The 22,434-nt window shown below is 68.5% G+C and carries 24 protein-coding genes; 20 read left to right on the top strand and 4 right to left on the bottom strand.

Going from position 1 to position 22,434, the window contains the following annotated elements:
• Positions 1-143 precede the first annotated feature (143 nt).
• From V5F66_RS02965 to V5F66_RS02870, 20 genes are all read left to right on the top strand, one after another.
• Positions 144-821, top strand: a complete 678-nt coding sequence (locus tag V5F66_RS02965) for a TetR/AcrR family transcriptional regulator (RefSeq protein WP_394093193.1) — start codon at positions 144-146, stop codon at positions 819-821.
• Between the two features lie 425 nt (positions 822-1,246).
• The gene (locus V5F66_RS02960; protein ID WP_394049988.1) at positions 1,247-3,178 is read left to right on the top strand and encodes a type I secretion system permease/ATPase; all 1,932 of its coding nucleotides are present in this window, start codon (positions 1,247-1,249) and stop codon (positions 3,176-3,178) included.
• Positions 3,165-4,580 (top strand): HlyD family type I secretion periplasmic adaptor subunit, encoded by a 1,416-nt coding sequence (locus tag V5F66_RS02955; RefSeq protein WP_012113532.1) that lies wholly within the window; start codon positions 3,165-3,167, stop codon positions 4,578-4,580. The genes V5F66_RS02960 and V5F66_RS02955 overlap by 14 nt, the downstream gene beginning before the upstream one ends.
• Positions 4,581-4,631: 51 nt before the next feature.
• Complete coding sequence (locus tag V5F66_RS02950; RefSeq protein ID WP_394049990.1) at positions 4,632-5,267, top strand: glutathione S-transferase family protein; 636 nt, start codon at positions 4,632-4,634, stop codon at positions 5,265-5,267.
• A gap of 305 nt (positions 5,268-5,572) precedes the next feature.
• Positions 5,573-6,487, top strand: a complete 915-nt coding sequence (locus V5F66_RS02945; protein ID WP_394049992.1) for a LysR family transcriptional regulator — start codon at positions 5,573-5,575, stop codon at positions 6,485-6,487.
• An 80-nt stretch (positions 6,488-6,567) separates the two neighbouring features.
• Positions 6,568-7,590: a threonine/serine dehydratase gene (locus V5F66_RS02940; RefSeq protein WP_394093192.1), complete on the top strand. Its 1,023-nt coding sequence runs from the start codon at positions 6,568-6,570 to the stop codon at positions 7,588-7,590.
• A 36-nt stretch (positions 7,591-7,626) separates the two neighbouring features.
• A complete protein-coding gene (locus tag V5F66_RS02935; RefSeq protein ID WP_394049996.1) occupies positions 7,627-8,694 on the top strand; it encodes a DUF4392 domain-containing protein in 1,068 nt (355 codons plus the stop codon).
• 10 nt (positions 8,695-8,704) lie between these two features.
• Entirely contained in the window at positions 8,705-9,172 is a 468-nt protein-coding gene (locus V5F66_RS02930) for a RidA family protein (protein WP_394002965.1), read from the top strand.
• Positions 9,173-9,355: 183 nt separating this feature from the next.
• Positions 9,356-10,186: a putative hydro-lyase gene (locus V5F66_RS02925; protein ID WP_394002963.1), complete on the top strand. Its 831-nt coding sequence runs from the start codon at positions 9,356-9,358 to the stop codon at positions 10,184-10,186.
• A 96-nt stretch (positions 10,187-10,282) separates the two neighbouring features.
• Positions 10,283-11,539, top strand: a complete 1,257-nt coding sequence (locus V5F66_RS02920; protein WP_012113525.1) for an ABC transporter substrate-binding protein — start codon at positions 10,283-10,285, stop codon at positions 11,537-11,539.
• A 35-nt stretch (positions 11,540-11,574) separates the two neighbouring features.
• Positions 11,575-12,450: a branched-chain amino acid ABC transporter permease gene (locus V5F66_RS02915; protein ID WP_012113524.1), complete on the top strand. Its 876-nt coding sequence runs from the start codon at positions 11,575-11,577 to the stop codon at positions 12,448-12,450.
• Positions 12,451-12,452: 2 nt separating this feature from the next.
• Positions 12,453-13,463, top strand: a complete 1,011-nt coding sequence (locus V5F66_RS02910) for a branched-chain amino acid ABC transporter permease (RefSeq protein WP_012113523.1) — start codon at positions 12,453-12,455, stop codon at positions 13,461-13,463.
• The gene (locus tag V5F66_RS02905) at positions 13,460-14,194 is read left to right on the top strand and encodes an ABC transporter ATP-binding protein (protein WP_012113522.1); all 735 of its coding nucleotides are present in this window, start codon (positions 13,460-13,462) and stop codon (positions 14,192-14,194) included. Before V5F66_RS02910 ends, V5F66_RS02905 begins: the two co-directional genes overlap by 4 nt.
• The gene (locus V5F66_RS02900; protein WP_394006724.1) at positions 14,151-14,891 is read left to right on the top strand and encodes an ABC transporter ATP-binding protein; all 741 of its coding nucleotides are present in this window, start codon (positions 14,151-14,153) and stop codon (positions 14,889-14,891) included. The genes V5F66_RS02905 and V5F66_RS02900 overlap by 44 nt, the downstream gene beginning before the upstream one ends.
• A gap of 162 nt (positions 14,892-15,053) precedes the next feature.
• Positions 15,054-15,809 (top strand): LamB/YcsF family protein, encoded by a 756-nt coding sequence (locus V5F66_RS02895; RefSeq protein WP_394001868.1) that lies wholly within the window; start codon positions 15,054-15,056, stop codon positions 15,807-15,809.
• The gene (locus V5F66_RS02890; RefSeq protein WP_394093191.1) at positions 15,793-16,551 is read left to right on the top strand and encodes a 5-oxoprolinase subunit B family protein; all 759 of its coding nucleotides are present in this window, start codon (positions 15,793-15,795) and stop codon (positions 16,549-16,551) included. The genes V5F66_RS02895 and V5F66_RS02890 overlap by 17 nt, the downstream gene beginning before the upstream one ends.
• Positions 16,548-17,582, top strand: a complete 1,035-nt coding sequence (locus tag V5F66_RS02885; RefSeq protein ID WP_394093190.1) for a 5-oxoprolinase subunit C family protein — start codon at positions 16,548-16,550, stop codon at positions 17,580-17,582. Before V5F66_RS02890 ends, V5F66_RS02885 begins: the two co-directional genes overlap by 4 nt.
• Before the next feature lie 218 nt (positions 17,583-17,800).
• Positions 17,801-18,571 (top strand): alpha/beta hydrolase, encoded by a 771-nt coding sequence (locus V5F66_RS02880; RefSeq protein WP_394093189.1) that lies wholly within the window; start codon positions 17,801-17,803, stop codon positions 18,569-18,571.
• A 21-nt stretch (positions 18,572-18,592) separates the two neighbouring features.
• Entirely contained in the window at positions 18,593-19,204 is a 612-nt protein-coding gene (locus V5F66_RS02875) for a cysteine dioxygenase family protein (RefSeq protein WP_394093188.1), read from the top strand.
• An 86-nt stretch (positions 19,205-19,290) separates the two neighbouring features.
• Complete coding sequence (locus V5F66_RS02870; protein WP_394093187.1) at positions 19,291-19,767, top strand: YybH family protein; 477 nt, start codon at positions 19,291-19,293, stop codon at positions 19,765-19,767.
• 112 nt (positions 19,768-19,879) lie between these two features.
• Here V5F66_RS02870 and V5F66_RS02865 read toward each other — a convergent pair whose 3' ends face one another.
• The 4 genes from V5F66_RS02865 to ilvN all read right to left on the bottom strand — a co-directional run bounded on the left by V5F66_RS02865 (position 19,880) and on the right by ilvN (position 22,217).
• Positions 19,880-20,017: a hypothetical protein gene (locus V5F66_RS02865; RefSeq protein ID WP_374252652.1), complete on the bottom strand. Its 138-nt coding sequence runs from the start codon at positions 20,015-20,017 to the stop codon at positions 19,880-19,882.
• 19 nt (positions 20,018-20,036) lie between these two features.
• Positions 20,037-20,351 carry a BrnT family toxin gene (locus V5F66_RS02860; protein ID WP_394050004.1) on the bottom strand — a complete coding sequence of 105 codons (315 nt, stop codon included), beginning with the start codon at positions 20,349-20,351 and terminating at the stop codon, positions 20,037-20,039.
• A 163-nt stretch (positions 20,352-20,514) separates the two neighbouring features.
• Complete coding sequence (ilvC, locus tag V5F66_RS02855; RefSeq protein ID WP_012113511.1) at positions 20,515-21,534, bottom strand: ketol-acid reductoisomerase; 1,020 nt, start codon at positions 21,532-21,534, stop codon at positions 20,515-20,517.
• Positions 21,535-21,701: 167 nt separating this feature from the next.
• Positions 21,702-22,217 (bottom strand): acetolactate synthase small subunit, encoded by a 516-nt coding sequence (gene ilvN / locus V5F66_RS02850; RefSeq protein ID WP_012113510.1) that lies wholly within the window; start codon positions 22,215-22,217, stop codon positions 21,702-21,704.
• Positions 22,218-22,434: the final 217 nt, after the last annotated feature.

The raw sequence follows: 22,434 nt of genomic DNA, 5'->3' as shown, positions 1-22,434 counted from the left end.
GCCCTCCGGCTGGCGCGAAGAATTTCAACTGAACGGTTCAGTTCAGCGTCTGGATGGAGTATATTGAACTGAACCGTTCAGTCAAATATTTTGACAGCGCGCCGCTGCGCTCCTATGCAGGGTGTCTGTCAGGAAGGTTCAAGATGAGGCATCCCACGAAGGCCGCAGCGGCGGATGTGAAGGTGGCGCCCGCGCCCGCCGCGCCCCAGACCACCGCGCCTGAGGCCGGCAAGCACCGCGACATCATCGACGGTGCCCGCCGGGTGTTCTTCGACAAGGGCTTCGACGGCGCCAGCATGGATGAGATCGCCCGCGCCAGCCAAGTCTCCAAGGCCACCATCTACGTCTATTTCTCCAGCAAGGAAGAGCTGTTCCAGGCGCTGGTGGAAACCGACCGCCGCAAGTCCGCCGAGCGGCTGTTCGAGTTCGATCCCGACGACAAGGACGTGGAAAGCCTGCTGAAGCGCATCGGCATGACCTTCATGACCATGATGGTGCAGCCCGACCACATCCGCCTCATGCGCATGGTCATCGGCGCGGCGGAGAAGTTCCCGGCGGTGGGCCGCACCTTCTTCGATGCCGGGCCCTGCCACGGCGGACGCCGGCTGGCCGATCTCCTCGGCCGGCAAGCCGAGCTTGGACACCTTCAGGTGGACGACCGCGAGATGGCGGCGTTCCAGTTCTTCAACCTCTGCCAGGGCAACCTGGTGAAGGGCCTGATGTTCGGCACCGGTCAGCAGCCGAGCCCCGACGAGATCGCCAAAACCGTCGATGGGGCGGTGCGAGTCTTCCTCGCCGCCTATGGCGTTTTGCGAAACTAGGCCAGACCCCGAACCGCTCTTGCACGTATCATAAAAGAACTTCTCGCATAAGTTGCCGCGCAGCGTAAGCTCGTGGCAATAAAGCGTGATTTTCCGTCGGCTGCTTCCAATTGCGCCACCTAAACCCCGGTTTGGGGCTTGATCTGCGACAGCGGGAATGCATCGTCATACCGTCGAAACGGGAGGCGTCGGGGCCATGACCTCTATTCGCAGGCTTGGGGGTGACCTCGGGCGACCACCGGCTTTTTTCCACCCCCCTGCGTCATGGCCCACAAGCGGGGCGCCACAGGCGGCCGCGCCATGGCCGATGCGGGGCCGTCGCTTCGCCGTAAGGACACACTGATCTCAATGCGCGCGCCGCTGCTGCGGCATCGAGCGGCCAGCGCCTTCCGCGGCCGCAGCCGGACCCGCGCCGAGGATGTTTCATGAGCCTTTCGCCCGGCCACCGGGGGCCTTCCCCCGCGCACAAGCCGACCGCGCTCGATCAGGCCCTGCGGGCCATCCGCCCCGCCTTCATCGCCGTGATCGTCTTCAGCTTCTTCATCAACCTGCTGGGCCTCAACGGCTCGATCTACATGATGCAGGTCTACGACCGCGTGCTGTCCTCCCGCAGCATCGAGACGCTGATCCTGCTCACCCTCATCACCGCCTTCCTCTATGTGGTGTGGTCGGCGCTGGAAGCGCTGCGCACGCGGGTGCTGGAGCGGGCCGGCTTCGCCTTCGACGCCAAGGTCCACGTGCCGGTGTTCGACGCCATCCAGCGCACCGCGGTGCGCGACCGCAGCTCCGGCCAGACCCAGACCCTGCGTGACCTGGACACGGTGCGCGACTTTTTCGCCGGTCCCGCCCTCAGCGCCCTGTGCGACCTGCCGTGGATGCCCATCTACGCCATCTGCGCCACCCTGCTGCATCCCTACTACGGCTTCCTGGCGCTGGGCAGCGCGCTGCTCTCCGGCGCCCTCGCGGTGCTCAACAACCGGGCCACCCAGCCCAGCCTCTCCGCCTCGAACCGCGCCAGCATCACCGCCAGCACCCTGGCGACGGCGACCCTGCGCAATGCCGAGGTGCTGCAGGCCATGGGCATGGCTCCCGAGCTGCGCCGGCGCTGGGGCGCCATGCGCGAGCAGGCGCTGGGCTGGCAGGGCCGGGCCGGTGATCGCGGCACCATCCTCGTGGCCCTCACCAAGTTCAACCGCGCCCTGGTGCAGAGCGTGGTGCTCGGGCTCGGCGCCTACCTCGCCATCCACAAGGAGATTTCCCCCGGCATGATCATCGCCGGCTCGATCCTGGTGGGGCGCTGCATCCAGCCCATCGAGCTGGCGGTGAGCAACTGGAAGTCGGTGGTGAACGTGCGCGCCGCCCACGCCCGCATCCAGCTTCTGCTGGCTGAGGCGCCTGATCCCGGCAAGCGCCTGCGCCTGCCCGAGCCGCGCGGCGAGATCGCGGTGGAAAACCTGTTCGTGCGCGCCCCCGGCCGCGATGTGCCGGTGCTGCGCAACGTGTCGTTCCGCCTGCCGGCGGGCACCGGGCTCGGCATCGTCGGCCCCACCGCGGCCGGCAAGTCGAGCCTGGCGCGGGCCCTGGTGGGGGTGTGGGCGGCGGTCGGCGGCTGCGTGCGGCTGGACGGCTCAGAGCTGGGCCACTGGGACGAGGCCCAGCTCGGCCGCGCCATCGGCTACCTGCCGCAGGACGTGGAGCTGTTCTCCGGCTCCATCGCCGAGAACATCGCCCGCTTCGGCGAGGTCCACGACAGCGAGGTGGTGGCCGCCGCCCGCCTTGCCGGCGTGCATGACCTGATCCAGCACATGCCGCAGGGCTACAACACCCAGATCGGCGAGGGCGGCGTCGCCCTCTCGGGCGGGCAGCGCCAGCGCATCGGGCTGGCGCGGGCGGTGTTCGGCCTGCCGGCCCTGATCGTGCTCGACGAGCCCAATTCCAGTCTCGACCCGCCGGGCGAAGTGGCGCTCTCCGAGGCGCTGCGCCAGCTCAAGGCGGCGGAACGCACGGTGGTGATCGTGACCCACCGCCCGGCGGTGCTCGGCCAGTGCGACCTGATCCTCGCGCTCGCGGACGGCACGCCCCAGGCGTTCGGCCCGCGCGACGAAATGCTGAAGCGCCTGACCGGCGGCGCGCCGAAGCCGGGGGGCCCGCCCACCGCCCAGCCGGGGCCTCAGCCAGTGCCCCAGCCCGGGCCACAGATGGGGCAGCAGCCGATGCCCCAGCCGGGGCCCCAGATGGTCCGCAGCCGTCCGCCGCTGGCGAGCGTTCCCCTCGGGACGGCGGCGAACGAAATCCCGCCCAATATGCCCGGCGCCCCACGGCCCCCGTTCATGGAGGATGGCCATGCGGTTTCTTGAAAGCTGGTTCAGCCCCCGCGCCGCACTGGCCGGAGCGGACATGGGCGCTGCCGCCGGCGTGCGACCAACCACACCGGCTCCCCCGACCGCACCGGGCGCGCCCCCGCCGCCCTCGGGCGACTACAATGCCATGGCCCGCATCGGCTACGCCGTCATCGCCTTCACCTTCCTCGGTGTCAGCGGCTGGGCGGCGCTGGCGCGGGTGGATAGCGCCGTCATCGCCCCCGGCGTGGTGGCAGTGGAGAGCAAGCGGCAGGTGGTGCAGCACCTGGAAGGCGGGATCGTCGCGGAAATCCTCGTCAAGGAAGGCGAGGAGGTGGTGAAGGACCAGGTGCTGTTCCGCCTCGACCCGACCCAGTCCAAGGCCAGCGACGACGCCGCACTGGCCCAGCTGCGCGCCGCCCTGGCGCTGGAGGCGCGGCTGATTGCGGAGCGGGACGAGCGGGAGCAGATCGTCTTTCCCGACGATCTCCTCGCCAATGCCGGCCAACCCGTGGTGCGCGACGCCATGGCCGACCAGCTCACCCAGTTCCGCGACCGGCGCGCCGCCTTCAAGAGCCAGACCGGCATCCTGGAAAACCGCGCCGAGCAGTCGGGCCACGAGATCGAGGGCCTGACGCAGGAGCGGCTCTCCGCCGAGCAGCAGTTGATGTTCATCGACGACGAGCTGGATTCCCTGCGCCAGCTGGAGCAGAAGCGGCTGGTGAACAAGTCCCGCGTCTCCCAGATCGAGCGGGAGAAGGCGCGGCTCGAAGGCGTGGTCGGCCGCAACACCGCCGACACCGCCAAGGTGCGCGGCTCCATCGGCGAGCTCACCATGCAGGTCTCCCAGTTGCGCCAGCAGCGGGCCGAGGACATCGGCAAGCAATTGCTGGAGGTGCGCCAGAGGATCGCCGAGCTGACCGAGAAGGTGCGGGTGACGCGCAACGTGCTCGGGCGCATCGACATCCGCGCCCCGCGCTCCGGCACGGTGCAGAACATCAACGCCCGCGCCTACACCGTCGGCGCGGTGGCGCGGGCTGGCGACACGCTGCTGGAGATCGTGCCCCTGGACGAGCCTTTGGTGGTGGATGCCCAGGTGCCGGTGCAGGACATCGACCGGCTCAAGAAGGACGATGCGGTGGAGGTGCGCTTCCCCGCCTTCCACGATCGCACCACCCCCATGGTGATGGGCAGGCTCAAGACCGTCTCCCGCGACCGGCTGGTGGACGAGACCACCCACCAGCCCTACTTCCTCGCCCGTGTGGCTGTGGCCGAGACCGACATTCCCCCGGCCCTGAAACAGCGCCTCGTGCCCGGCATGAATGCGGAAGTCGCCTTCTATGTGGGCGAGCGCTCCGTCCTGAGCTATCTGGTGCGTCCCATCACGGATGCCTTCTCCCGCGCCTTCACGGAGCGCTGAGACGGCCGGGGTCGGGCGCCACCCGAACCGTTCGGGGAAAAGGAGACGGGGATGTTGAAGATCTGGGGCCGGCTGAACTCGGTGAACGTGGAAAAGGTGGTGTGGTGCGCGCGGGAGCTTTCGGTGCCGTTCGAGCGCATCGACGCCGGCGGCGTCTTCGGCCTCGTGGACACGCCGGCCTTCCGCGCCCTCAACCCCTTCGGCCGGGTTCCGGTGATCGAGGACGACGGCTTCGTGCTGTGGGAATCCAACGCCATCGTGCGCTATCTGTGCGCCCGCCACGGCGTGGGCACCCTGATGCCCGAGGACGCCCGCCTGCGCGCCGACGCAGACCACTGGATGGACTTCCAGCTGAGCGCGGTGGCGCCCGTGCTCTCGCCGGTGTTCCGCGGCATCGTGCGCACCAAGCCGGAAGCCCGCGACATGATCGTCATCACCCGCGCCTTCGGCGAGCTGAAGGACGCGTTGGCGGTGGCCGACGGGGCGCTGGCGACACGCACCTACCTGGTGGACGAGCGCTTCACCATGGCCGACATCCCGCTGGCCAGCGCCTGCCACCGCTGGTTCAACCTGCCCCTGGACGGCACCGGGCTCGAGCGCCCGGATTTCCCGCACCTGTTTGCCTGGTACCAGCGGGTGAAGGCCCGCCCCATCGCGACCGAGCTGATGGTGCTGCCGCTCACCTGAGAGACGGTTTGAAGATTCACCCAGATGGGCGATTGCAGCCGTCGCAGGCGCACTATCACCGTCATGGCCGGGCTTGTCCCGGGTATGACGGGGGTGATTGCGCCTGAGCTCCTTTGAATTTCCGAACGGGCTCCGAGTGTGATGCTTCGCGCGATGCTGCCGCCGCGGCGGCGCATGTGACCTGAAACGCAGTCGCCCATCTCCCGTGGGCGGACGGGGGCAGATCGCGGCAGGGTGGAAGCCGCGATTGCCAGCGCCCCCCATCGGCCTACAATTGTGGCCCCTCTTAAGGCGTACCGCGTTCGATGGTCGATTTCCGCAGCCTTGAAATCTTCTACTGGGTGTCGCAGCTGGAAAGCTTCAGCAAGGCGGCCGAGCGGCTGAACACCACCCAGCCCGCCGTATCCCAGCGCATCGCCGCGCTGGAGACCGAGTTGCGGACACGCCTGTTCGAGCGGTCCTCGCGCTCCATCAGCCTCACCGAGAAGGGCCGGGTGCTGGTGGATTATGCCGAGCGCTTTCTCAGGCTGCGCTCCGCCATGCTGGAAGCGGTGGCGACCCCCGAGGCCATGCGCGGGGTGGTGCGCCTCGGAGTTGCGGAGACCATCGTTCAGACTTGGCTGTCCCGCTTCATCGAGCGGGCCCACGCGGTTTATCCGAACGTGCTCATCGACATCACGGTGGACGTGTCGCCGGTGATGCGCGACGCGCTGGTGAAGCGGGAGCTGGACCTCGCCTTCCTGCTGGGCCCGGTGAACGAGCCCAACATGAGCAACCTCGACCTCGGCAGCTATGCGCTGGCCTTCATCGCCGCCAGCGACCTGTCCCTTGCGGCCGAGCCCCTGTCGCGGCGGGATCTTCTGAAGTATCCGCTCATCACCTATCCGAAATCCACCTATCCCTATACTTTCCTGCGCGAGGTCCTGAGCATTCCGGATATCGGATCGCCGCGCCTGTTCAGCAATTCCTCCCTCTCCACCATCATCCGCATGACCGAGGACCATATCGGCCTCAGCGTCATCCCCCCCGACGTGATCCGCGCGGAGCTGGCCGCCGGCAAGCTGCGGGTGGTTGAGACCGAGGTCGCCCTGCCGGACCTCGCCTTCACCGCCAGCTATCCCATGGCCATGGGCGGCGGCATCGCCGGTCCGCTTGCCGCCCTCGCCGCAGAGGTGGCGCGGGAGGACCGGGCCGGGGAGTTGGCCAATAAGCGGGCATGATTAAAGTTCATACAGGATCATAATTTGTATGCATGCATGGAGCGTGATGACATGGCGACCTCTCCCGCCGAGGCCCGCTCATGTCATCCCAATCCGCGCTGTTCTCCGTCATTCCCGACACTGCTTATGTATTCGCCGCCACGATCGCTGACGTTGATGCAGCATATTATCGTATTTCCGAGCAGGTCATCCGCACCCCGCTCTTCGAGAATGCGGCCATCAATGCGGCCTGCGGGGCACGAATTCTCATCAAGCCGGAAATGTTGCAGCATACCGGCTCGTTCAAGTTCCGCGGTGCTTCCAATCGCGTGGCCCTGATGAGCGCCGCCGAGCGGGCCGGCGGCATCGTCGCCTGGTCCTCGGGCAACCATGCCCTCGCCATCTCGGCGGTGGCGGCGCGCCACGGCATCAAAGCCACCATCCTGATGCCCTCCGACGCCCCGCGCGCCAAGATCGAGGGCGCCGAACGGCTCGGCGGCACCGTGCGCCTCTATGATCGCGCCACCGAAGTGCGCGAGGAGATCGGCGCCGAGATCGCTGCCCGCACCGGCGCCGTCATCATCCCGCCTTATGACGACCCCCACGTCATCGCCGGCCAGGGCACGGTGGGCCTGGAACTGGCCGAGCAGGCGGCAGCCCTCGGCGCGCAGCTCGACATGGCCCTGTTCGCCTGCTCCGGCGGCGGCCTGGTGGCGGGCGCCGCCACTGCCCTCAAGGCCCGCTCGCCGGCAACCCTGGTCTATAGCGCCGAGCCCGCCGGCTTCGACGACACCGCCCGCTCGCTGGCCTCCGGCAAGCCGGAGCGCAACGCGCCGGGCGCCACGACGCTGTGCGACGCCCTGATGGTGCCCACTCCCGGCCTGCTCACCTTCCCCATCAACCGCGCGCTGCTGGCGGGCGGCGTGGCGGTGACCGACGACGAAGTGAAGGCCGCCATGCGCCTCGTCTATGACACGCTGAAGCTGGTGGTGGAGCCCGGCGGCGTCACCCCGCTCGCCGCCGTGCTGGCGGGAAAGGTGGACGCCAAGGGCAAGACCGTGGGCGTCGTGCTCTCCGGTGGCAACGTGGACCCCGACACCTACGCCGCCTGCATCGGCGCCTGAACCCTTTCTTCTCGCTTCCAACCCACAGGGTTCACCATGCTCGCCAAGGACACGGCCCTTTATGCGCGGGTGGCGCGCACCATCGACGACTTCATCTGCCTTGATTTCACCGGCGTCGGCCTCATCGGGCCGATCCGGGCGGCGCTGGCGCGCCGGCAGCCGGGCTTCATCGCCATGGGGGCGGCGGAGATCATCGCCGCGACCCTCACCACCAAGGGCGGCCCCGCCCTCATCGCCACCGGCTTTCCCGAGGGCGGCGGCGTGCCGGAGACCGACGGGCCGGTGGGCGCGGCGCTCATCGCCCGGGCGCTGTTCCTGGGCTTCGGGGTGGAGAGCGTCATCGTCATCGACGAGGACTGGGCGGAGATGATGGCCGCCACCTGCCGGGGCGCGGGGCTTGCCCCCCTGCCCTTCCCGGCCGACGGCGTCATCCGGCCCGTGCCGTTCCTGCGCCCGGTCTATATCCGCACCGTGCCGAAGGATGCGGAAGGCTGCCGTACCGTGGCCGACGAACTGCTGGAGCACACCCGCCCGCAACTGCTCATCGCCATCGAGCGGCCGGGCGCCAATGCGAACGGGCTCTACCACGGCCTCGGCGGGCGCCCGCTGGACGGCATGGTGGGCGACCTCGACTATCTGTTCCGCACCGGCAAGGCCATGGGCCTGCCCTTCATCGGCATCGGCGACGGCGGCAACGAACTGGGCATGGGCGTCATTGCCGAAGACCTGCCCGCCTTCTCGCCCAAGGCGGCAGACTGCGGCATTCCCGGCCGTGGCGGGGTGGCGGCGGCCACTGCCGCGGGGCACCTTCTGGTGGCCAACATCTCCAACCTCGGGGCCACCGGCCTTGTGGCCGCGCTCTCGGCGCTGCTGGAAAACCCGGTGGTGTTCCACGATCCGGAGCTGGAGGTGCGCGCCATCGAGCAGTGCGTGGCCTTCGGCGGTGTGGACGGCATGTTCATGGCGCCCGAGCCGGCGGTGGACGGGCTTTCCGCAAAGGAGTGGGAAGGCCTTGTGCGCACCCTGAAGCTCACCGTTGCGCGCACCCTGGGGGACAGCGTCAACTGGAAGGGCGACCGGGGCGACTGGCGTCAGGTGAAGTGAGGCTACACACATGACTGAAGCGGAAGACAAGCTCGCCGCCCTCGGCCTGACCCTGCCGCAGGCCGGCACCCCGCGCGGCACCTATGTGCCGTTCGTGCGGGTGGGCGACCTGGTGTTCATTTCCGGGCAGGGCCCGCGCCGCGACGGCCAGTTGCTCTATGCCGGCAAGGTGGGCGCCGAGCGCACGCCCGAGGAGGGCTACGAGGCCGCAAAGCTCTGCGCCCTCAACCTTCTCGCCCAGCTCAAGGCCGCCTGCGACGGCGACCTCGACCGGGTGGCGCAGGTGGTGCGCGTGGCCGGGCTGGTGCATTGCGTGGACACCTTCGAGGGCCATCCCGGCGTCATCAACGGGGCGTCCGACCTGTTCTGCGCCGTGTTCGGTGAGCGGGGGCGGCATGCCCGCATCGCCAGCGGCGCCTCCTCCCTGCCCAGCGGAATGACGGTCGAGGTAGAGGCCTGTTTCGCCCTCAAACCGTGAGCTGGCGCCAACTATAAGTACGCCTTATCCGAAACAATCCTGAATCATCATTGGACCTTGTGCTTAGTTTGTCCAGATAATGCCCATGGATCGAGCGCGCTCATTCCATGGGCACACTGCCAGGCGCGCTCCACACCCGATCAGCCCCGAATCGCCACGGCGATCAACAGGACGAGCCTCACCATGGCCAGCACAGCAAGCCTCCGTGTCGCGCCCCAGCCGGACGCCTATGCCGCCTATCAGACCCCGCTCGCGGTGCGCCAGGCCTGCCGCAGCGGCGCGCTCACCGGCCCCACCGCCGGCATGGCGCCTGGTTATGTGCAGGGCAACCTCGCCGTGCTGCCCAAGGATCTGGCAGAGGAATTCCTGCGCTTCTGCCATTTCAATCCGCGCCCTTGCCCGGTCATCGGCATGTCGGAGCCCGGCAGCTTCAAGGTGCCCGTGCTGGGCGAGGACCTCGACATCCGCACCGACTTCCCCGGCTACCGGGTGTGGCAGGACGGCGAGGTGATCGCCGACACCGCCGACGTGACGGACTACTGGCGCGATGATCTGGTCGCCTTCGTCATCGGCTGCTCCCTGTCCTTCGAGGAAGCGCTGATGGCCGAGGGCCTGCCCCTGCGCCATGTGGACCGCAATGTGCGCGTGCCCATGTTCCGCACCACTGTGCAGTGCGTGCCGGCGGGCCGCTTCTCGGGCCGCATGGTCATGTCCATGCGTCCGCTGGTGCCGGCCCACGCCATCCGCGCCATACAGATCACCACGCGCTTTCCCCAGGTGCACGGCGCCCCCCTGCATGTGGGCCTGCCGGAGCTGATCGGCGTCAAGGACCTGATGAAGCCCGACTATGGCGACGCGGTGGAAGTGCTCGACAACGAGCTTCCGGTGTTCTGGGCCTGCGGCGTCACCCCCCAGTCCGTGATCGCCGAGGCCAAGCCCTCCTTCGCCATCACCCACGCGCCCGGCTGCATGCTGGTCACCGACCGGCGCAATACCGAGTTCGCGATCCTTTGATCATTCCCGGGCGCCAAGGCTCGGACTGACGCCGAAAACGGCGCAGACTGCAACAAATGCCGATCCAGACATCCTGACCTTCAGAGGGGACCACACATGAACCGCAGAGAGCTTCTTCTCGCCGCTTCCGCCCTGCCGCTCGTCGGCCTCACCGGCGCCGCTTCCCGAGCTTTCGCCCAGGGCGCGCCGGAAGTGGTCATCGGCGTGCTCTACGCCATGTCCGGCCCGAGCGCCCAGGTGGGCATCGATGCCCGCCACGCCTTCGAGACCGCCGCGGAAATCATCAACGGCTCGTTCGACTTCGACATGCCCACCGCCAAGGCCGCCGGCCTTGCGGGCCTCGGCGGCGCCAAGGTGCGCCTCGTCTATGCCGACCACCAGGCCGACCCGCAGAAGGGCCGCGCCGAGGCCGAGCGCCTCATCACCCAGGACAAGGTGACCGCCCTCATCGGCTGCTACCAGTCGGCGGTGTCCTCCACCGTGAGCGCGGTGGCCGAGCGCTACGGCGTGCCGTTCCTGTGCGCGGACAGCTCCTCCCCCAGCCTGCAGCGCAAGAAGCTGAAGTTCTTCTTCCGCCCGGCCGCGCAGGACGAGATGTTCTCCGCCGCCATGTTCGACTTCTTCGACGCCCAGAAGAAAAAGGGCAAGAAGATCGACAGCGTCGGCCTGTTCTACGAGGACACCATCTTCGGCGTGGATTCGTCCAACGTGCAGCGTAAGCTGGCCACCGAGCGCGGCTACAAGATCGCCGCCGACATCAAGTACAAGTCCAACTCGCCCTCGCTCTCCGCCGAGGTCCAGCAGCTGAAAAGCGCCGATCCGGACGTGCTGATGCCGTCCACCTACACCACCGACGCCATCCTGCTGGTGAAGACCATGGCGGAGCTGGGCTACAAGCCGAAGAACCTCGTCGCCCAGGCCTCCGGCTTCTCCGAGCAGGTCACCTTCGACGCGGTGGGCGACAAGCTCATCGGCGCCATCTCCCGCGCCTCGTTCTCGCTGGATCTGGCTGCCAAGCGCCCGTTCATCGGCAAGGTGAACGAGATGTACAAGGCCCGCTCCTCGCGCGACCTTAACGACAATTCGTCCCGCGAGCTGATGGGCCTCGTCATCCTCGCCGACGCCATCGACCGGGCCAAGAGCACCGACGGCACCAAGATCCGCGACGCGCTGGTGGCCACCGACATTCCCGGCACCCGCACCATCATGCCCTGGGCGCGCGTGCACTTTAACGACGAAGGCCAGAACCCCGACGCGAGCCCGGTTCTGCTGCAGTACACCGGCAGCAAGTTCGTCACCATCTTCCCCGACGACGTGGCCATCGCCGCGCCCATCTGGCCCATGAACGGCTGAATCAACGGCTGACGTTCCGGCTGGAAGGACACACAATGACCGCGCAAGCGCTGATCCAGGTGCTTGCGAGCGGCCTGCTGATGGGGCTCATCTATGCCCTCATCGCAGTCGGCCTCTCGCTCATCTTCGGGCTCATGGATGTGGTGAACTTCGCCCACGGCGAATTCCTCATGATCGCCATGTACGCCACGTTCGGGCTCGTCCTGTGGACGACCCTCGATCCCATCGTGGTCGCACCTTTGGTGGTGGGGCTCATGTTCTGCGTAGGCGCGTTCGTCTATGTCGCGGTGGTGCGCTATGCCATGCGCACCAAGGCGAATGCCGGCATGGTGCAGATCTTCTCCACCTTCGGCCTCGCCATCCTCATCCAGGGCGGCGCCCAGTATTTCTTCACCCCCGACTACCGGTCCATCAAGACCTCGTGGCTCGGCGGGCACACGCTGGACCTTGCCGGCATCTTCCTGCCCTGGCCGCAGATCTATGGCGGCCTCATCTCCATCGCGGCGTTTGCCGCCCTCTCCCTGATCTCACGGACCGACTTCGGCAAGGCGCTGGAAGCCACCCGCGAGGACCAGGGCGCGGTGGCGCTGGTGGGCATCAACCGCAACAAGGTGTTCGCGGTGGGCTGGGGCCTCGGCGCGGCCCTGGTGGGCCTCGCCGGCACGGTGCTGGCGATCTTCTACTACATCCATCCCCAGGTCGGCGCGACCTTCGGCACCATCGCCTATGTGACGGTGGCGCTGGGCGGCTTCGGCAGCGTGTTCGGCGCGCTGGTGGCCGGCGTCATCGTGGGGCTGGTGGAAGCCATCACCGCCCTCATCCTGCCGCCGACCATGAAGGCGGTGGGCATCTACGCCCTCTATCTCGCCGTGGTGTTCTTCCGCCCGAGCGGCCTGTTCGGAAAGCTGTGAAGATGACCGACAGCACCCTCACCTCCCTCAAGCTGCGCGGCGATGCCTTCATCGCCAAGCGCCGGCGCCAACTCGTCGTCGCGGCCGCGGTGTTCGCCGCCGTGGCCTGCCTGCCGCTGGGCATCCGGGACGTTTATCTCCAAAACGTCCTCATCCTCACCCTGCTCTATGCGGCGGTGTCGCAGAGCTGGAACATCCTCGGCGGCTATTGCGGCCAGATCTCGCTGGGCCATGCCCTCTACTTCGGCATCGGCGCCTATGCGGCGTCCGTGCTCTACGTGAACTACGACATCGTGCCCTGGTTCGGCATGGTGGTGGGCGGCCTGCTCTCGGCGGCGCTCGCGGTGGCCCTCGGCTTCATGACCTTCCGGCTGAAGGGCCATTACTTCGCCATCGCCACCCTGGTGATCGCGGAAATCGGCCTGGTCCTGGTCCACAACTGGGACTTTGTCGGCGGCGCCCTGGGCATCCAGTGGCCGTTCGGCACCGACAGCTTCTGGACCCTCCAGTTCGCCCGGGACAAGGTGCCCTATTTCTACATCGCCCTCGGGCTTTTGGTGGTGGTGTGGCTCGTCACCTATCTCATCGAGAATTCCCGCTGGGGCTTCTGGTGGCGCGCGGTGAAGGACGATCCGGAGGCGGCCGAGAGCCTGGGCGTGGAAGTGTTCCGCTCCAAGCTTGCGGCGGCGGCGGTGTCGGCCTTCTTCACCGCGGTGGGCGGCGGCTTCTATGCGGCCTTCGTCTCCTACATCGACCCCGAAAGCGTGATGAGCTTCCGCTTCTCGCTGCTCTTCGCCCTGCCGGCGGTGCTCGGCGGCATCGGCACCCTGTGGGGCGCCCCGCTCGGCGCGGCGATCCTCATCCCCCTCACCGAGATCACCCGCTCCTATCTCGGCGGGTCGGGCTCCGGCCTCGACCTCATCATCTACGGCGCGCTGATCATGGTGGTGGCGCTGGCCAAGCCCGAGGGCCTGCTCAGCCTCTTCACCCGCAAGTCGGGAGGCAAGGCATGACGTCCGATATCCTGCTCGAGACGCGCGGCGTCACCCAGCGCTTCGGCGGCCTGGTGGCCAACTCGGATGTCTCCATCTCCATCAAGCGCGGCGAGATCCTGGGGCTAATCGGTCCCAACGGGGCGGGCAAGTCCACCCTGTTCGCGGCCATCTCCGGGGCCCGGGTGCCCACCTCCGGCTCGATCCTGTTCGAGGGCGTGGACATCACCCAGATGCCGGCGGCCGAACGCTGCCGGCTGGGCATCGCCCGCACCTTCCAGGTGCCCCGCTCCTTCGATTCCATGAGCGTGGCCGAAAACGTGATGATCGGCGCCTTCGTGCGTAACTCGAATGCCACCCGCGCCCGTGCCGCGGCGCTGGAGGTGCTGGACTATGTGGGCCTCGACGGTCGCGCCGATGCCACCGCCGGCCAGCTCACCCCGCCGGAGAAGCGCCGGCTGGAGGTGGCCCGCGCCATCGCCACCGAACCCAAGCTCCTGCTGCTGGACGAGGTGCTTACCGGCCTCACCCCGTCCGAGGCACGCCTCGGCATGGACCTGGTGCGCAAGGTGCGCGCCCGCGGCATCACCGTGGTGATGGTGGAGCACGTGATGGAAATCGTCATGCAGCTGGTGGACCGGGCCATCGTGCTCAACCTCGGCAAGCTTCTGGCCGAGGGCAGCCCCGCCGACATCGTCCGCAACGAGGATGTCATCACCGCCTATCTCGGGGATCGCCACCGTGCTGCTTGAAGTCAAATCCCTGACCACGGCCTATGACGGCCTCATCGCCATCTCCGACATCTCGGTGGACGTGAAGGCGGGCGAGATCGTGGTGGTGGCCGGCGCCAACGGCGCGGGCAAGTCCACCCTCCTGAAGTCCATCGCAGGCATGGAGCGGCCCAAGAGCGGCACCGTGACCTTCGCCGGCGATCGGATCGACGGACTGGCGGGCCACCTCATCACCGCGCGGGGCATCGCCTACGTGCCGGAAGCCAAGCGCCTGTTTCCGCGCCTGACGGTTGCGGACAATCTGCGCCTCGGCAGCTACCTGCACGCCGACAAGGCCGACCGCGAGGCACCGCTGGAGCAGGTGTTCACCCTGTTCCCGCGGCTCAAGGAGCGCCTGCCCCAGAAGGCGGCGACGCTCTCCGGCGGCGAGCAGCAGATGCTCGCCATCGGCCGCGCGCTGATGACCCGTCCGCGCCTGCTGATGCTCGATGAGCCGTCCCAGGGCATCATGCCCAAGCTCGTGGACGAGATCTTCGACGCGGTGAAGACCATCCGCGACACCGGCGTCACCATCCTTCTGGTGGAGCAGCGGCTGGTGGAGAGCCTGGAAATCGCCGACCGCGCCTATGTGCTGCAGACCGGCCGCGTCATCCTCGAAGGCTCCGCCGCCGAGGTGCGCGAGAACCCGGACGTGCGCAAAGCCTATCTCGGCATCTGACCGCGCGTCCGGCGGTGGAAGCCAGGCGATGAAACCGTCATGGCCGGGCGCGTCCCGGCCGTGACGGCCCGCTGCGGCGCCCCGCGCAAGTCCGAGCCTGATGCCGGGATCGCGGCACGCCATATTCGGTCAGTCTCAAGCCATTCCTGAGGGGAAAGCACCATGCAGGTGGACCTCAATTCCGACCTCGGCGAGGGCTTCGGCGCCTACGCCATCACCGACGACGCGGCGCTGCTCGACATCGTCTCCTCGGCCAACCTTGCCTGCGGCCTGCATGCGGGGGACCCCGAGATCATGGCCCGCGTGTTCGCGCTGGCGAAGGCCAAGGGCGTCAGCGTCGGCGCCCATCCCGGCTTTCCGGACCTGTGGGGCTTCGGCCGGCGCCGCATTCCTTTCTCCACGGGGGAGATCGAGCGCCTCGTCGCCTACCAGGTCGGCGCCGCGCAGGGGCTGGCGGCCTATGCTGGCCATCGCGTGGCTTACGTGAAGGCCCACGGCGCCCTGTCCAACATGGCGGAGGAGAGCGCGGAAATCGCCGCCGCCATCGCCCGCGCGGTGAAGGCGGTGGATGGCAGCCTGCCCATTCTCGCCGGCCCGCTCGGCGCGCAGGCTGAGGCTACCCGCGCGGCGGGACTCACCCCCATCGCCGAGATCTTCGCCGATCGCGCCTATACGCAAGCCGGCCTACTGGTGCCGCGCGGCCAGCCCGGCGCGGTCATCACCGATCCGGACGAGGCATCCGCGCGCGTCGTCGCCATGGTGAAGGCCGGTGCCATCATCACCGCATCCGGCACGCCGCTGCCCACCGAGATCGGCTCCATCTGCGTGCATGGCGATTCAGCCCATGCGGTGGAGACGGCGAGGCGGGTGCGCCGACGGCTCGAAGACGAGGGCATTTCCATTGTCCCCTTCGCCTGAAAGTCCTGCGCCAGCCCATTCTGGCCCGCGCCTGCTGGATGCCGGGGAAACCGCCCTCGTCGCCGAGTTCGGCGATGTGGTGGACCCCGTCCTCAACGACCGGGTGCTGGCCCTTGATGCGGCCGTCACCGCGCGCGCCCTGCCCGGCGTGCGCGAGAGCGTGCCCACCTATCGCTCGCTCATGATTCACTACGACCCGCTGGTGATCGACCGCGCCACGCTCGCCGCCGAGGTGACAGCGCTGGCGCAGGCAGCGCCTGCCGAGGCCCGGCACGGCGCGCTCTGGACCATCCCCTGCTGCTATGATCCCGAATTCGGCGAGGACATCGCCACCATCGCCGCCTCCACCGGCCTTGCGCCGGACGAGGTGGTGAGGCTGCATTCCGGCGCGCGCTACCGGCTCTACATGTACGGCTTCGCCCCCGGCTACTGCTATCTGGGCGGCCTGCCGGAGGCGTTCGCCACGGTCTCGCGCCGCTTGAAGCCGCGCCCGCCCCATCCGCCCAACGTGGTGATGATGGCGGGCGGGCTCGCCAGCATCGCGACCGTCTCCATGCCCACCGGCTGGTTCCTGGTCGGACGCACGCCGGAGCGCATGTTCTCCCTCACCCGCACCCCGACGGTGCTGCTGGACGTGGGCGACGAACTCATGTTCGAGCCCATCGACCGCGCCACCTTCGACACGCTGGAAGCCCGCGCGGCCGCAGGCGAAGTGGTGGCGCGCCGGGAGCCGCAGCCATGAGCACTCCCGCCCTGCGCATCGTCGCCGCCGGTCCCGGCACCACCATCCAGGACAGCGGCCGGCACGGCTACCTGCGCTTCGGCGTCACCGGGGCCGGCCCCATGGACCCCCTCGCCCACGCCACCGCCAATCTCGCCGTGGGCAATGCCCCCGGCGCCAGCGCCATCGAGGTGGGGCTCGGCGGCCTCTCGCTCGCGGCCGAAGACGGCCCGGTGACCCTTGCCATCGCCGGCGCGCCCTTCACGGTGGCGCTGGACGGCCAGAAGCTGGAAACCCCGCTGGTGTTGACGCTGGAGCCGGGCGCCGCCCTCTCCCTGCGCGCCGGCCCCACGGGCGCCTGGTGCTATGTGGCGGCGGCGGGCAGCTTCGCCCTCGCGCCGGTGCTGGGCTCCACCGCCACCCATACCCGCTCCGGCCTCGGCGGGCTCGACGGTGGCCCGCTGAAGGCCGGCGACCGCCTGCCCCTGGGCGCGGGGGCGGAGCTCGGCCACACCGCCCCCTCCCGCCTCATCGCCCCCTGGCTGGAACGCTCACTCGACGTGGTCCGCGTGGTGCTGGGCCCGCAGGACGATTTCTTCGCGCCAGAGGTGGTGGAGCGCTTCCTCACCCAGCCCTGGATCCTCTCCGGCCGCAGCGACCGCATGGGCTACCTGCTGGAAGGCGAGCCACTGACCCACGCCGGCGGCTTCAACATCGTCTCCGACGGCATCGCCCATGGCGCGATCCAGGTGCCGGGCGAGGGCCTGCCCATCGTGCAGATGGCCGACCGCGCGCCCACCGGCGGCTATCCCAAGATCGCCACCGTCATCGGCGCCGATCTCGGCAGCTTCGCCCAGTTGCGCCCGGGCGCGAGCTTCCGTTTCGCGGCGGTGGACATCGCCACTGCCGTGGCGGCGCGGCGGGCCCAGGCCGAGGCGCTGGCGCGGCCGGTGGAGCGTGTGCCCCTGATCCGCACCGAACTGCCGTCCGAATTCCTGCTGGGGCTCAACCTGGTGGGCGGGGTGGTGAGCGCCAAGGCACCCATCGTCTGACGCCCATCACCGGCCCATTTCTTGCTGGATCTCAGTCATGGAGCCCCTGCGGCAGGGGCGCGATGGCGAGTGGGTCCGGCCATGGCCTTGGCGATGAAGGCAAATTCGACCAGGCGCGCGGACTGCCCGCGCGCGTGCGGAACCCGACACGCGTGTGACAACGACCGGTGCGATCCCGTCTGGCCCGCCCTGCGCCAGGCATCCGTGGGGGCGCGCGGATGACCACGCACGTCGCACCCGCCGCCGGCACCGAGCTGCCGATCGACCTGCCCATCGTCGCGGGGCCGAAGATCGCGGCCCTGTCCTGCGGCAAGCCGGCATGGCTGGTGGTGCTGCTGCATGAAGAAGGCGCCGACGGGCAGAAGGTGATCGACCTCGCCCTCAACTGGGCGCCCGAAATGCCCAAGGCCGACTTCCTCGCCGCCGAGGCCCCCTTCCCCGCCGAGGGCGGCGGCCGGCGCTGGTTTGCCTCCGACGCCATGACGCCGGAAGCCATTTCCGAAGGCCTCGCCACCGCCGGGCCGTGGCTCGACGCCTTTCTCGACCGCATGCTGGCCGAGCGGCGACTGCCCGACAGTCATCTTGCTCTGGTGGGCTTCTCGCAGGGGGCCATGCTGGCGCTCCATGTGGGGCTGCGCCGCGCCGCCTCTCCCGCCCTCATCATCGGCTTCTGCGGCGCGCTGCCGGAGGCGGACGATCTGGCCGGCGAGATCCGCGCCCGGCCTCCGGTGCTGCTGATCCATGGCGAGGAGGATTCAATCGTTCCCTTCGACCAGATGGTCGCCACCCGCGAGCGGCTGAAGGCGCTGGGCGTGCCGGCGAAAAGCATGCGCCGGCCGAGCCTGGGCCACGCCATCGACGACGACGGCATCCTCGCCGCCGGCACGGTGCTGGCCGCCACGCTGGTGAAAGCCCCCGCCGCGAAGGCCGGCCATGACGATCATGACCATGACGATCATGATCACGACCACGATGACCACGACCACTGAAGCCGCCGCGAGGACCCGCCCGTGACCGAACCCGTTCCGCCCGCCCTCAAGCGCTTCATCTGGGACATCCAGTCCATGGTGGAGCTGGCGGACGACCCGCGCGAGATCCTCATGATTGGCGCCGACCTCATGGGCCGCCTCGTCGCCACCGACGACTGGCTGCCGGGCGTGTTCGCCACGGCCGGGGATGCACCGTTCCGCCAGTACCAGCTTTACGCGGACGGCATGGAGCGCTTCACCGTGGTCGCCACGGTACTGTCGGGCGGCGCCGACCTGCCCCTGTGCCAGGAGCCGTTCTGGGAGATTTGCGGCGTGCTGCGCGGTACCCTCCAGCGCCAGCGCTTCGCCCTGCCGGACGGCGCCGCTCCCGAGCCCCGCGCGCCGGTGAAGGCACTGGCGGCGGGGGCGGTGGAAACCTTCTCGCCCAAGGGCGGCGACGGACTGAAGATCGCCAACGCCTCGGAAGCGGAGGTCGCCATCGCCATCCAGGTCTATGGCGGGGAAATCGGCGGTCTCGCGCGCCGCGCCATCACGGCGGATGGCGGCGCCGATGCCTTCACCAGCCGCTACGCCAACCCGCCCGAAGCGCCGGCCTACGACATCCTCACCATCCAGACCCAGATCGTGGATTGAGGCCGGCAGCGGCCACGCTATCCTCGCCGCGACCTTGAGCCGGACGGGCCTGCGCCCCCTGGAATCGGGCCAGCATGGAGAGCCCCATGACGCGCCACGCCGCCCTGCCTCTCGCTTCGGTGGCGCTTGCCCTGGCCTTGGCAATGCCGTTGCGAACCGCAGGAGCCGGCGAGGCCGCCCAGGCCTCCGACGCCGCCGCGATCCGCGCCCGCCTCACGGGCTGGGCCGAGGCGTTCAATGCGGGCGACGCCAGCCGCGTCTGCGACCTCTTCGCCGACGACCTGCAATCGGACGTGGAAACCGCCCCGGTGGGCGACAAGGCCTCGGTGTGTGCCCGCCTGAAAGCGGCGCTGGCAAAGCCGGACAGCCGGCTCACCTACGCGGTGGCCATCCACGACATCCTGGTGTCTGGTGACATGGCTGCGGTGCGCCTCACCTGGACATCCACGCTGGGAAGTTCCGACAAGGGCGAGAGCTGGGCGGAGCAGGGCCTCGACGTCTTCCGCCGCGATCCGGACGGCGTCTGGTGCATCGTCCGCTATATGGCCTACGGGACGCGGTGAGGCGGGAAACCCGGGCGGGGGATCGGGGTGCGGGGAGAGCTTTAAGGCGGTCGCCTCACGGGGCGCTGCCGCCATCCGCACCTGCCAGCGCGTGGGGCAATGGCGCGCCAGCCTATTCGGCCGCTTCCTTCGGCGGCTTGCGCCGGCTTTTGGCAGGAATGACGAGATCGAACTCGGCGAGCTGCTCGTCTGTGGGCCAGGTCATGTCCTTGTCCCAAGCCCAGTGCGCGCGGATTTCCTCGTCCGACATGGCATCGAACTTCGCCCAATCAATCGTCTTTGCGAGACGATCGGCCTCTTCCAATTGCTTCTTGGTAGGCACGGCGTTCACTCCGGTGGGCGATCCTCAGGGAAATGATGCGGCGCCGCTCGCCATTCCATTTCCAGACGCAGAATAGCACGCGCCCGTCGTACTCCGCCAACGTTTCAAAGCGGACCTCTCCGTCGGGCGATTTCACCGAGACGTCGTCTATGCGCGGGCGGCCATCGAAAAGAAACGCCGCGAGGGGGAGAGGCAAACCGCGCGCATCGCGGTTCGCCTCGTCCTTCCTGTCATCCCATTCGAGATCGTCGGTTTCGCCCATGAACAACACCTGTCGGCTGCTTCGGATAAACTTACACCGAAATGGCCGAACCGGCAGGACAGCACAAAGTAAATCCAAACACTGTACATTCAATGACATAGGAAGGCACAGCGCAGGAGGCCGCCTAACCTGCCGGTCGCCGACGACTCTCGTTTGCGGCCCCTCAGTTCTTGGTCTTGTCCACGAGGGCCTTGGCCTTGATCCAGGGCATCATGGCGCGCAGCTTCTCGCCCACTTCCTCGATGGGGTGGGCGTTGGCGCGGGCGCGGGTGGCCTTGAAAGAGGCCTGGTTCACCTTGTTCTCCAGCATCCAGTCGCGGGTGAACTTGCCGGTCTGGATGTCGGTGAGCACGCGCTTCATCTCCGCCTTGGTCTCGGGGGTGATGATGCGGGGGCCGGTGACGTATTCGCCATACTCGGCGGTGTTGGAGATGGAATAGTTCATGTTGGCGATGCCGCCCTCATAGATGAGGTCGACGATGAGCTTCACCTCGTGGAGGCACTCGAAATAGGCCATCTCCGGGGCGTAGCCGGCTTCCACCAGGGTCTCGAAGCCGGCGCGGATCAGCTCCACGAGGCCGCCGCAGAGCACCACCTGCTCGCCGAACAGGTCGGTCTCGCACTCTTCCTTGAAGGTGGTCTCGATGACGCCGGCGCGGCCGCCGCCGATGGCGGAGGCGTAGGACAGGCCGAGGTCATGGGCGTTGCCCGAGGCGTCCTGGGCGATGGCGATGAGGGTCGGCACGCCGCCGCCGCGCTGGTATTCGGAGCGCACGGTGTGGCCGGGGCCCTTGGGGGCCACCATCAGCACGTCGAGGTCGGGGCGCGGCTCGATGAGGTTGAAATGTACGTTGAGGCCGTGGGCGAACAGCAGCGCCGCGCCGTGCTTCATGTTGTCGGCGAGGCTCTCGCGATAGATGTCGCCCTGCAGCTCGTCGGGGGTGAGCATCATCACCACGTCGGCCCACTTGGCGGCGTCGGCGGGGCTCATCACCTTGAAGCCCTCGGCCTCGGCCTTCTTGGCGGTGGCGGAGCCGGGACGCAGGGCGACCACGACCTCCTTCACGCCCGAGTCGCGCATGTTGAGCGCATGGGCATGGCCCTGGCTGCCATAGCCGACGACGGCGACCTTCTTGCCCTTGATCAGGTTCAGGTCGGCATCGCGATCGTAGTAAACGCGCATCGTTGTCTCCTTATGGGCGTTGTCTTGAATGTCGGTGTGATCCGCGCCGGGCGTCCCTTTGCACCGGATCGCGGGAAATGGGAACAGCCGTTCGCGCCGGAGGGCGGCTTTCCCGCCCTGCCCCGGCGCGAGGCGCTGCCTCAGATGATGAATGGGAACATCCCGCCCTACATGGCCTCCGGCCCGCGGGAGATGGCGACCACGCCGGTGCGCGCCACTTCCACGAGGCCCAGGGGCTCCATGAGCCAGGCGAACTGGTCGATCTTGTCGGACTTGCCGGTGATCTCGAACACGAAGCTCTCGCGGGTGGCGTCGATGACCCGGGCGCGGAACGCCTCGGCAAGGCGCAGCGCCTCGCCGCGGGCCTCGCCCAGGCCGCGCACCTTCACCATGGCCAGCTCGCGCTCCAGCGCCGTGCCTTCCACGGTGAGATCGCGAACCCGGTGCACCGGCACCAGCCGGTCGAGCTGGTTTTTGATCTGCTCGATCACCATGGGGGTGCCGGTGGTGACGAGGGTGATGCGCGACAGCCGCCCCTCGTGGCTCACCTCGGACACGGTGAGGCTGTCGATGTTGTAGCCGCGACCGGAGAACAGGCCGATGACGCGCGCAAGCACGCCCGGCTCGTTGTCGACGAGGACGGAGAGGGTGTGGCGCTCGATGGGCTCAGGGGATTGGGACATGGAAGGGGCTCTGAAGGAAAGGTGTCGGCGGGATTCCCTCTCCCGCAAGCGGAGAGGGCCAGAGGGGGCTGTCAGCGGCCGGGACGGATGCAACCGGGTCGGCGGGGAGGATGGCGGGGCAAGGCACGGTGCCGAGCCACTTGCCGTGGCGAACAGGACCTGCCCCCTCCCCGGCCCTCCCCCGCGAGCGGGAGAGGGGCAAGAGCGGCGCGTGTCA

Source organism: Xanthobacter versatilis, assembly GCF_043193975.1.
Taxonomy (GTDB): Bacteria; Pseudomonadota; Alphaproteobacteria; order Rhizobiales; family Xanthobacteraceae; genus Xanthobacter; species Xanthobacter autotrophicus_E.
The sequence above is the reverse complement of the archived record's forward strand: the minus strand, read 5'-3'. Positions and strand labels throughout refer to the sequence as shown.

Excerpts from the sequence above, each read along its gene's own strand:
- V5F66_RS02965 (WP_394093193.1), top strand. The coding sequence starts at position 144 with ATGAGGCATCCCACGAAGGCCGCAGCGGCGGATGTGAAGGTGGCGCCC.
- V5F66_RS02960 (WP_394049988.1), top strand. The coding sequence starts at position 1,247 with ATGAGCCTTTCGCCCGGCCACCGGGGGCCTTCCCCCGCGCACAAGCCG.
- V5F66_RS02955 (WP_012113532.1), top strand. The coding sequence starts at position 3,165 with ATGCGGTTTCTTGAAAGCTGGTTCAGCCCCCGCGCCGCACTGGCCGGA.
- V5F66_RS02950 (WP_394049990.1), top strand. The coding sequence starts at position 4,632 with ATGTTGAAGATCTGGGGCCGGCTGAACTCGGTGAACGTGGAAAAGGTG.
- V5F66_RS02945 (WP_394049992.1), top strand. The coding sequence starts at position 5,573 with ATGGTCGATTTCCGCAGCCTTGAAATCTTCTACTGGGTGTCGCAGCTG.
- V5F66_RS02940 (WP_394093192.1), top strand. The coding sequence starts at position 6,568 with ATGTCATCCCAATCCGCGCTGTTCTCCGTCATTCCCGACACTGCTTAT.
- V5F66_RS02935 (WP_394049996.1), top strand. The coding sequence starts at position 7,627 with ATGCTCGCCAAGGACACGGCCCTTTATGCGCGGGTGGCGCGCACCATC.
- V5F66_RS02930 (WP_394002965.1), top strand. The coding sequence starts at position 8,705 with ATGACTGAAGCGGAAGACAAGCTCGCCGCCCTCGGCCTGACCCTGCCG.
- V5F66_RS02925 (WP_394002963.1), top strand. The coding sequence starts at position 9,356 with ATGGCCAGCACAGCAAGCCTCCGTGTCGCGCCCCAGCCGGACGCCTAT.
- V5F66_RS02920 (WP_012113525.1), top strand. The coding sequence starts at position 10,283 with ATGAACCGCAGAGAGCTTCTTCTCGCCGCTTCCGCCCTGCCGCTCGTC.
- V5F66_RS02915 (WP_012113524.1), top strand. The coding sequence starts at position 11,575 with ATGACCGCGCAAGCGCTGATCCAGGTGCTTGCGAGCGGCCTGCTGATG.
- V5F66_RS02910 (WP_012113523.1), top strand. The coding sequence starts at position 12,453 with ATGACCGACAGCACCCTCACCTCCCTCAAGCTGCGCGGCGATGCCTTC.
- V5F66_RS02905 (WP_012113522.1), top strand. The coding sequence starts at position 13,460 with ATGACGTCCGATATCCTGCTCGAGACGCGCGGCGTCACCCAGCGCTTC.
- V5F66_RS02900 (WP_394006724.1), top strand. The coding sequence starts at position 14,151 with ATGTCATCACCGCCTATCTCGGGGATCGCCACCGTGCTGCTTGAAGTC.
- V5F66_RS02895 (WP_394001868.1), top strand. The coding sequence starts at position 15,054 with ATGCAGGTGGACCTCAATTCCGACCTCGGCGAGGGCTTCGGCGCCTAC.
- V5F66_RS02885 (WP_394093190.1), top strand. The coding sequence starts at position 16,548 with ATGAGCACTCCCGCCCTGCGCATCGTCGCCGCCGGTCCCGGCACCACC.
- V5F66_RS02880 (WP_394093189.1), top strand. The coding sequence starts at position 17,801 with ATGACCACGCACGTCGCACCCGCCGCCGGCACCGAGCTGCCGATCGAC.
- V5F66_RS02870 (WP_394093187.1), top strand. The coding sequence starts at position 19,291 with ATGACGCGCCACGCCGCCCTGCCTCTCGCTTCGGTGGCGCTTGCCCTG.
- V5F66_RS02865 (WP_374252652.1), bottom strand. The coding sequence starts at position 20,017 with ATGTCGGACGAGGAAATCCGCGCGCACTGGGCTTGGGACAAGGACATG.
- V5F66_RS02860 (WP_394050004.1), bottom strand. The coding sequence starts at position 20,351 with ATGGGCGAAACCGACGATCTCGAATGGGATGACAGGAAGGACGAGGCG.
- ilvC (WP_012113511.1), bottom strand. The coding sequence starts at position 21,534 with ATGCGCGTTTACTACGATCGCGATGCCGACCTGAACCTGATCAAGGGC.
- ilvN (WP_012113510.1), bottom strand. The coding sequence starts at position 22,217 with ATGTCCCAATCCCCTGAGCCCATCGAGCGCCACACCCTCTCCGTCCTC.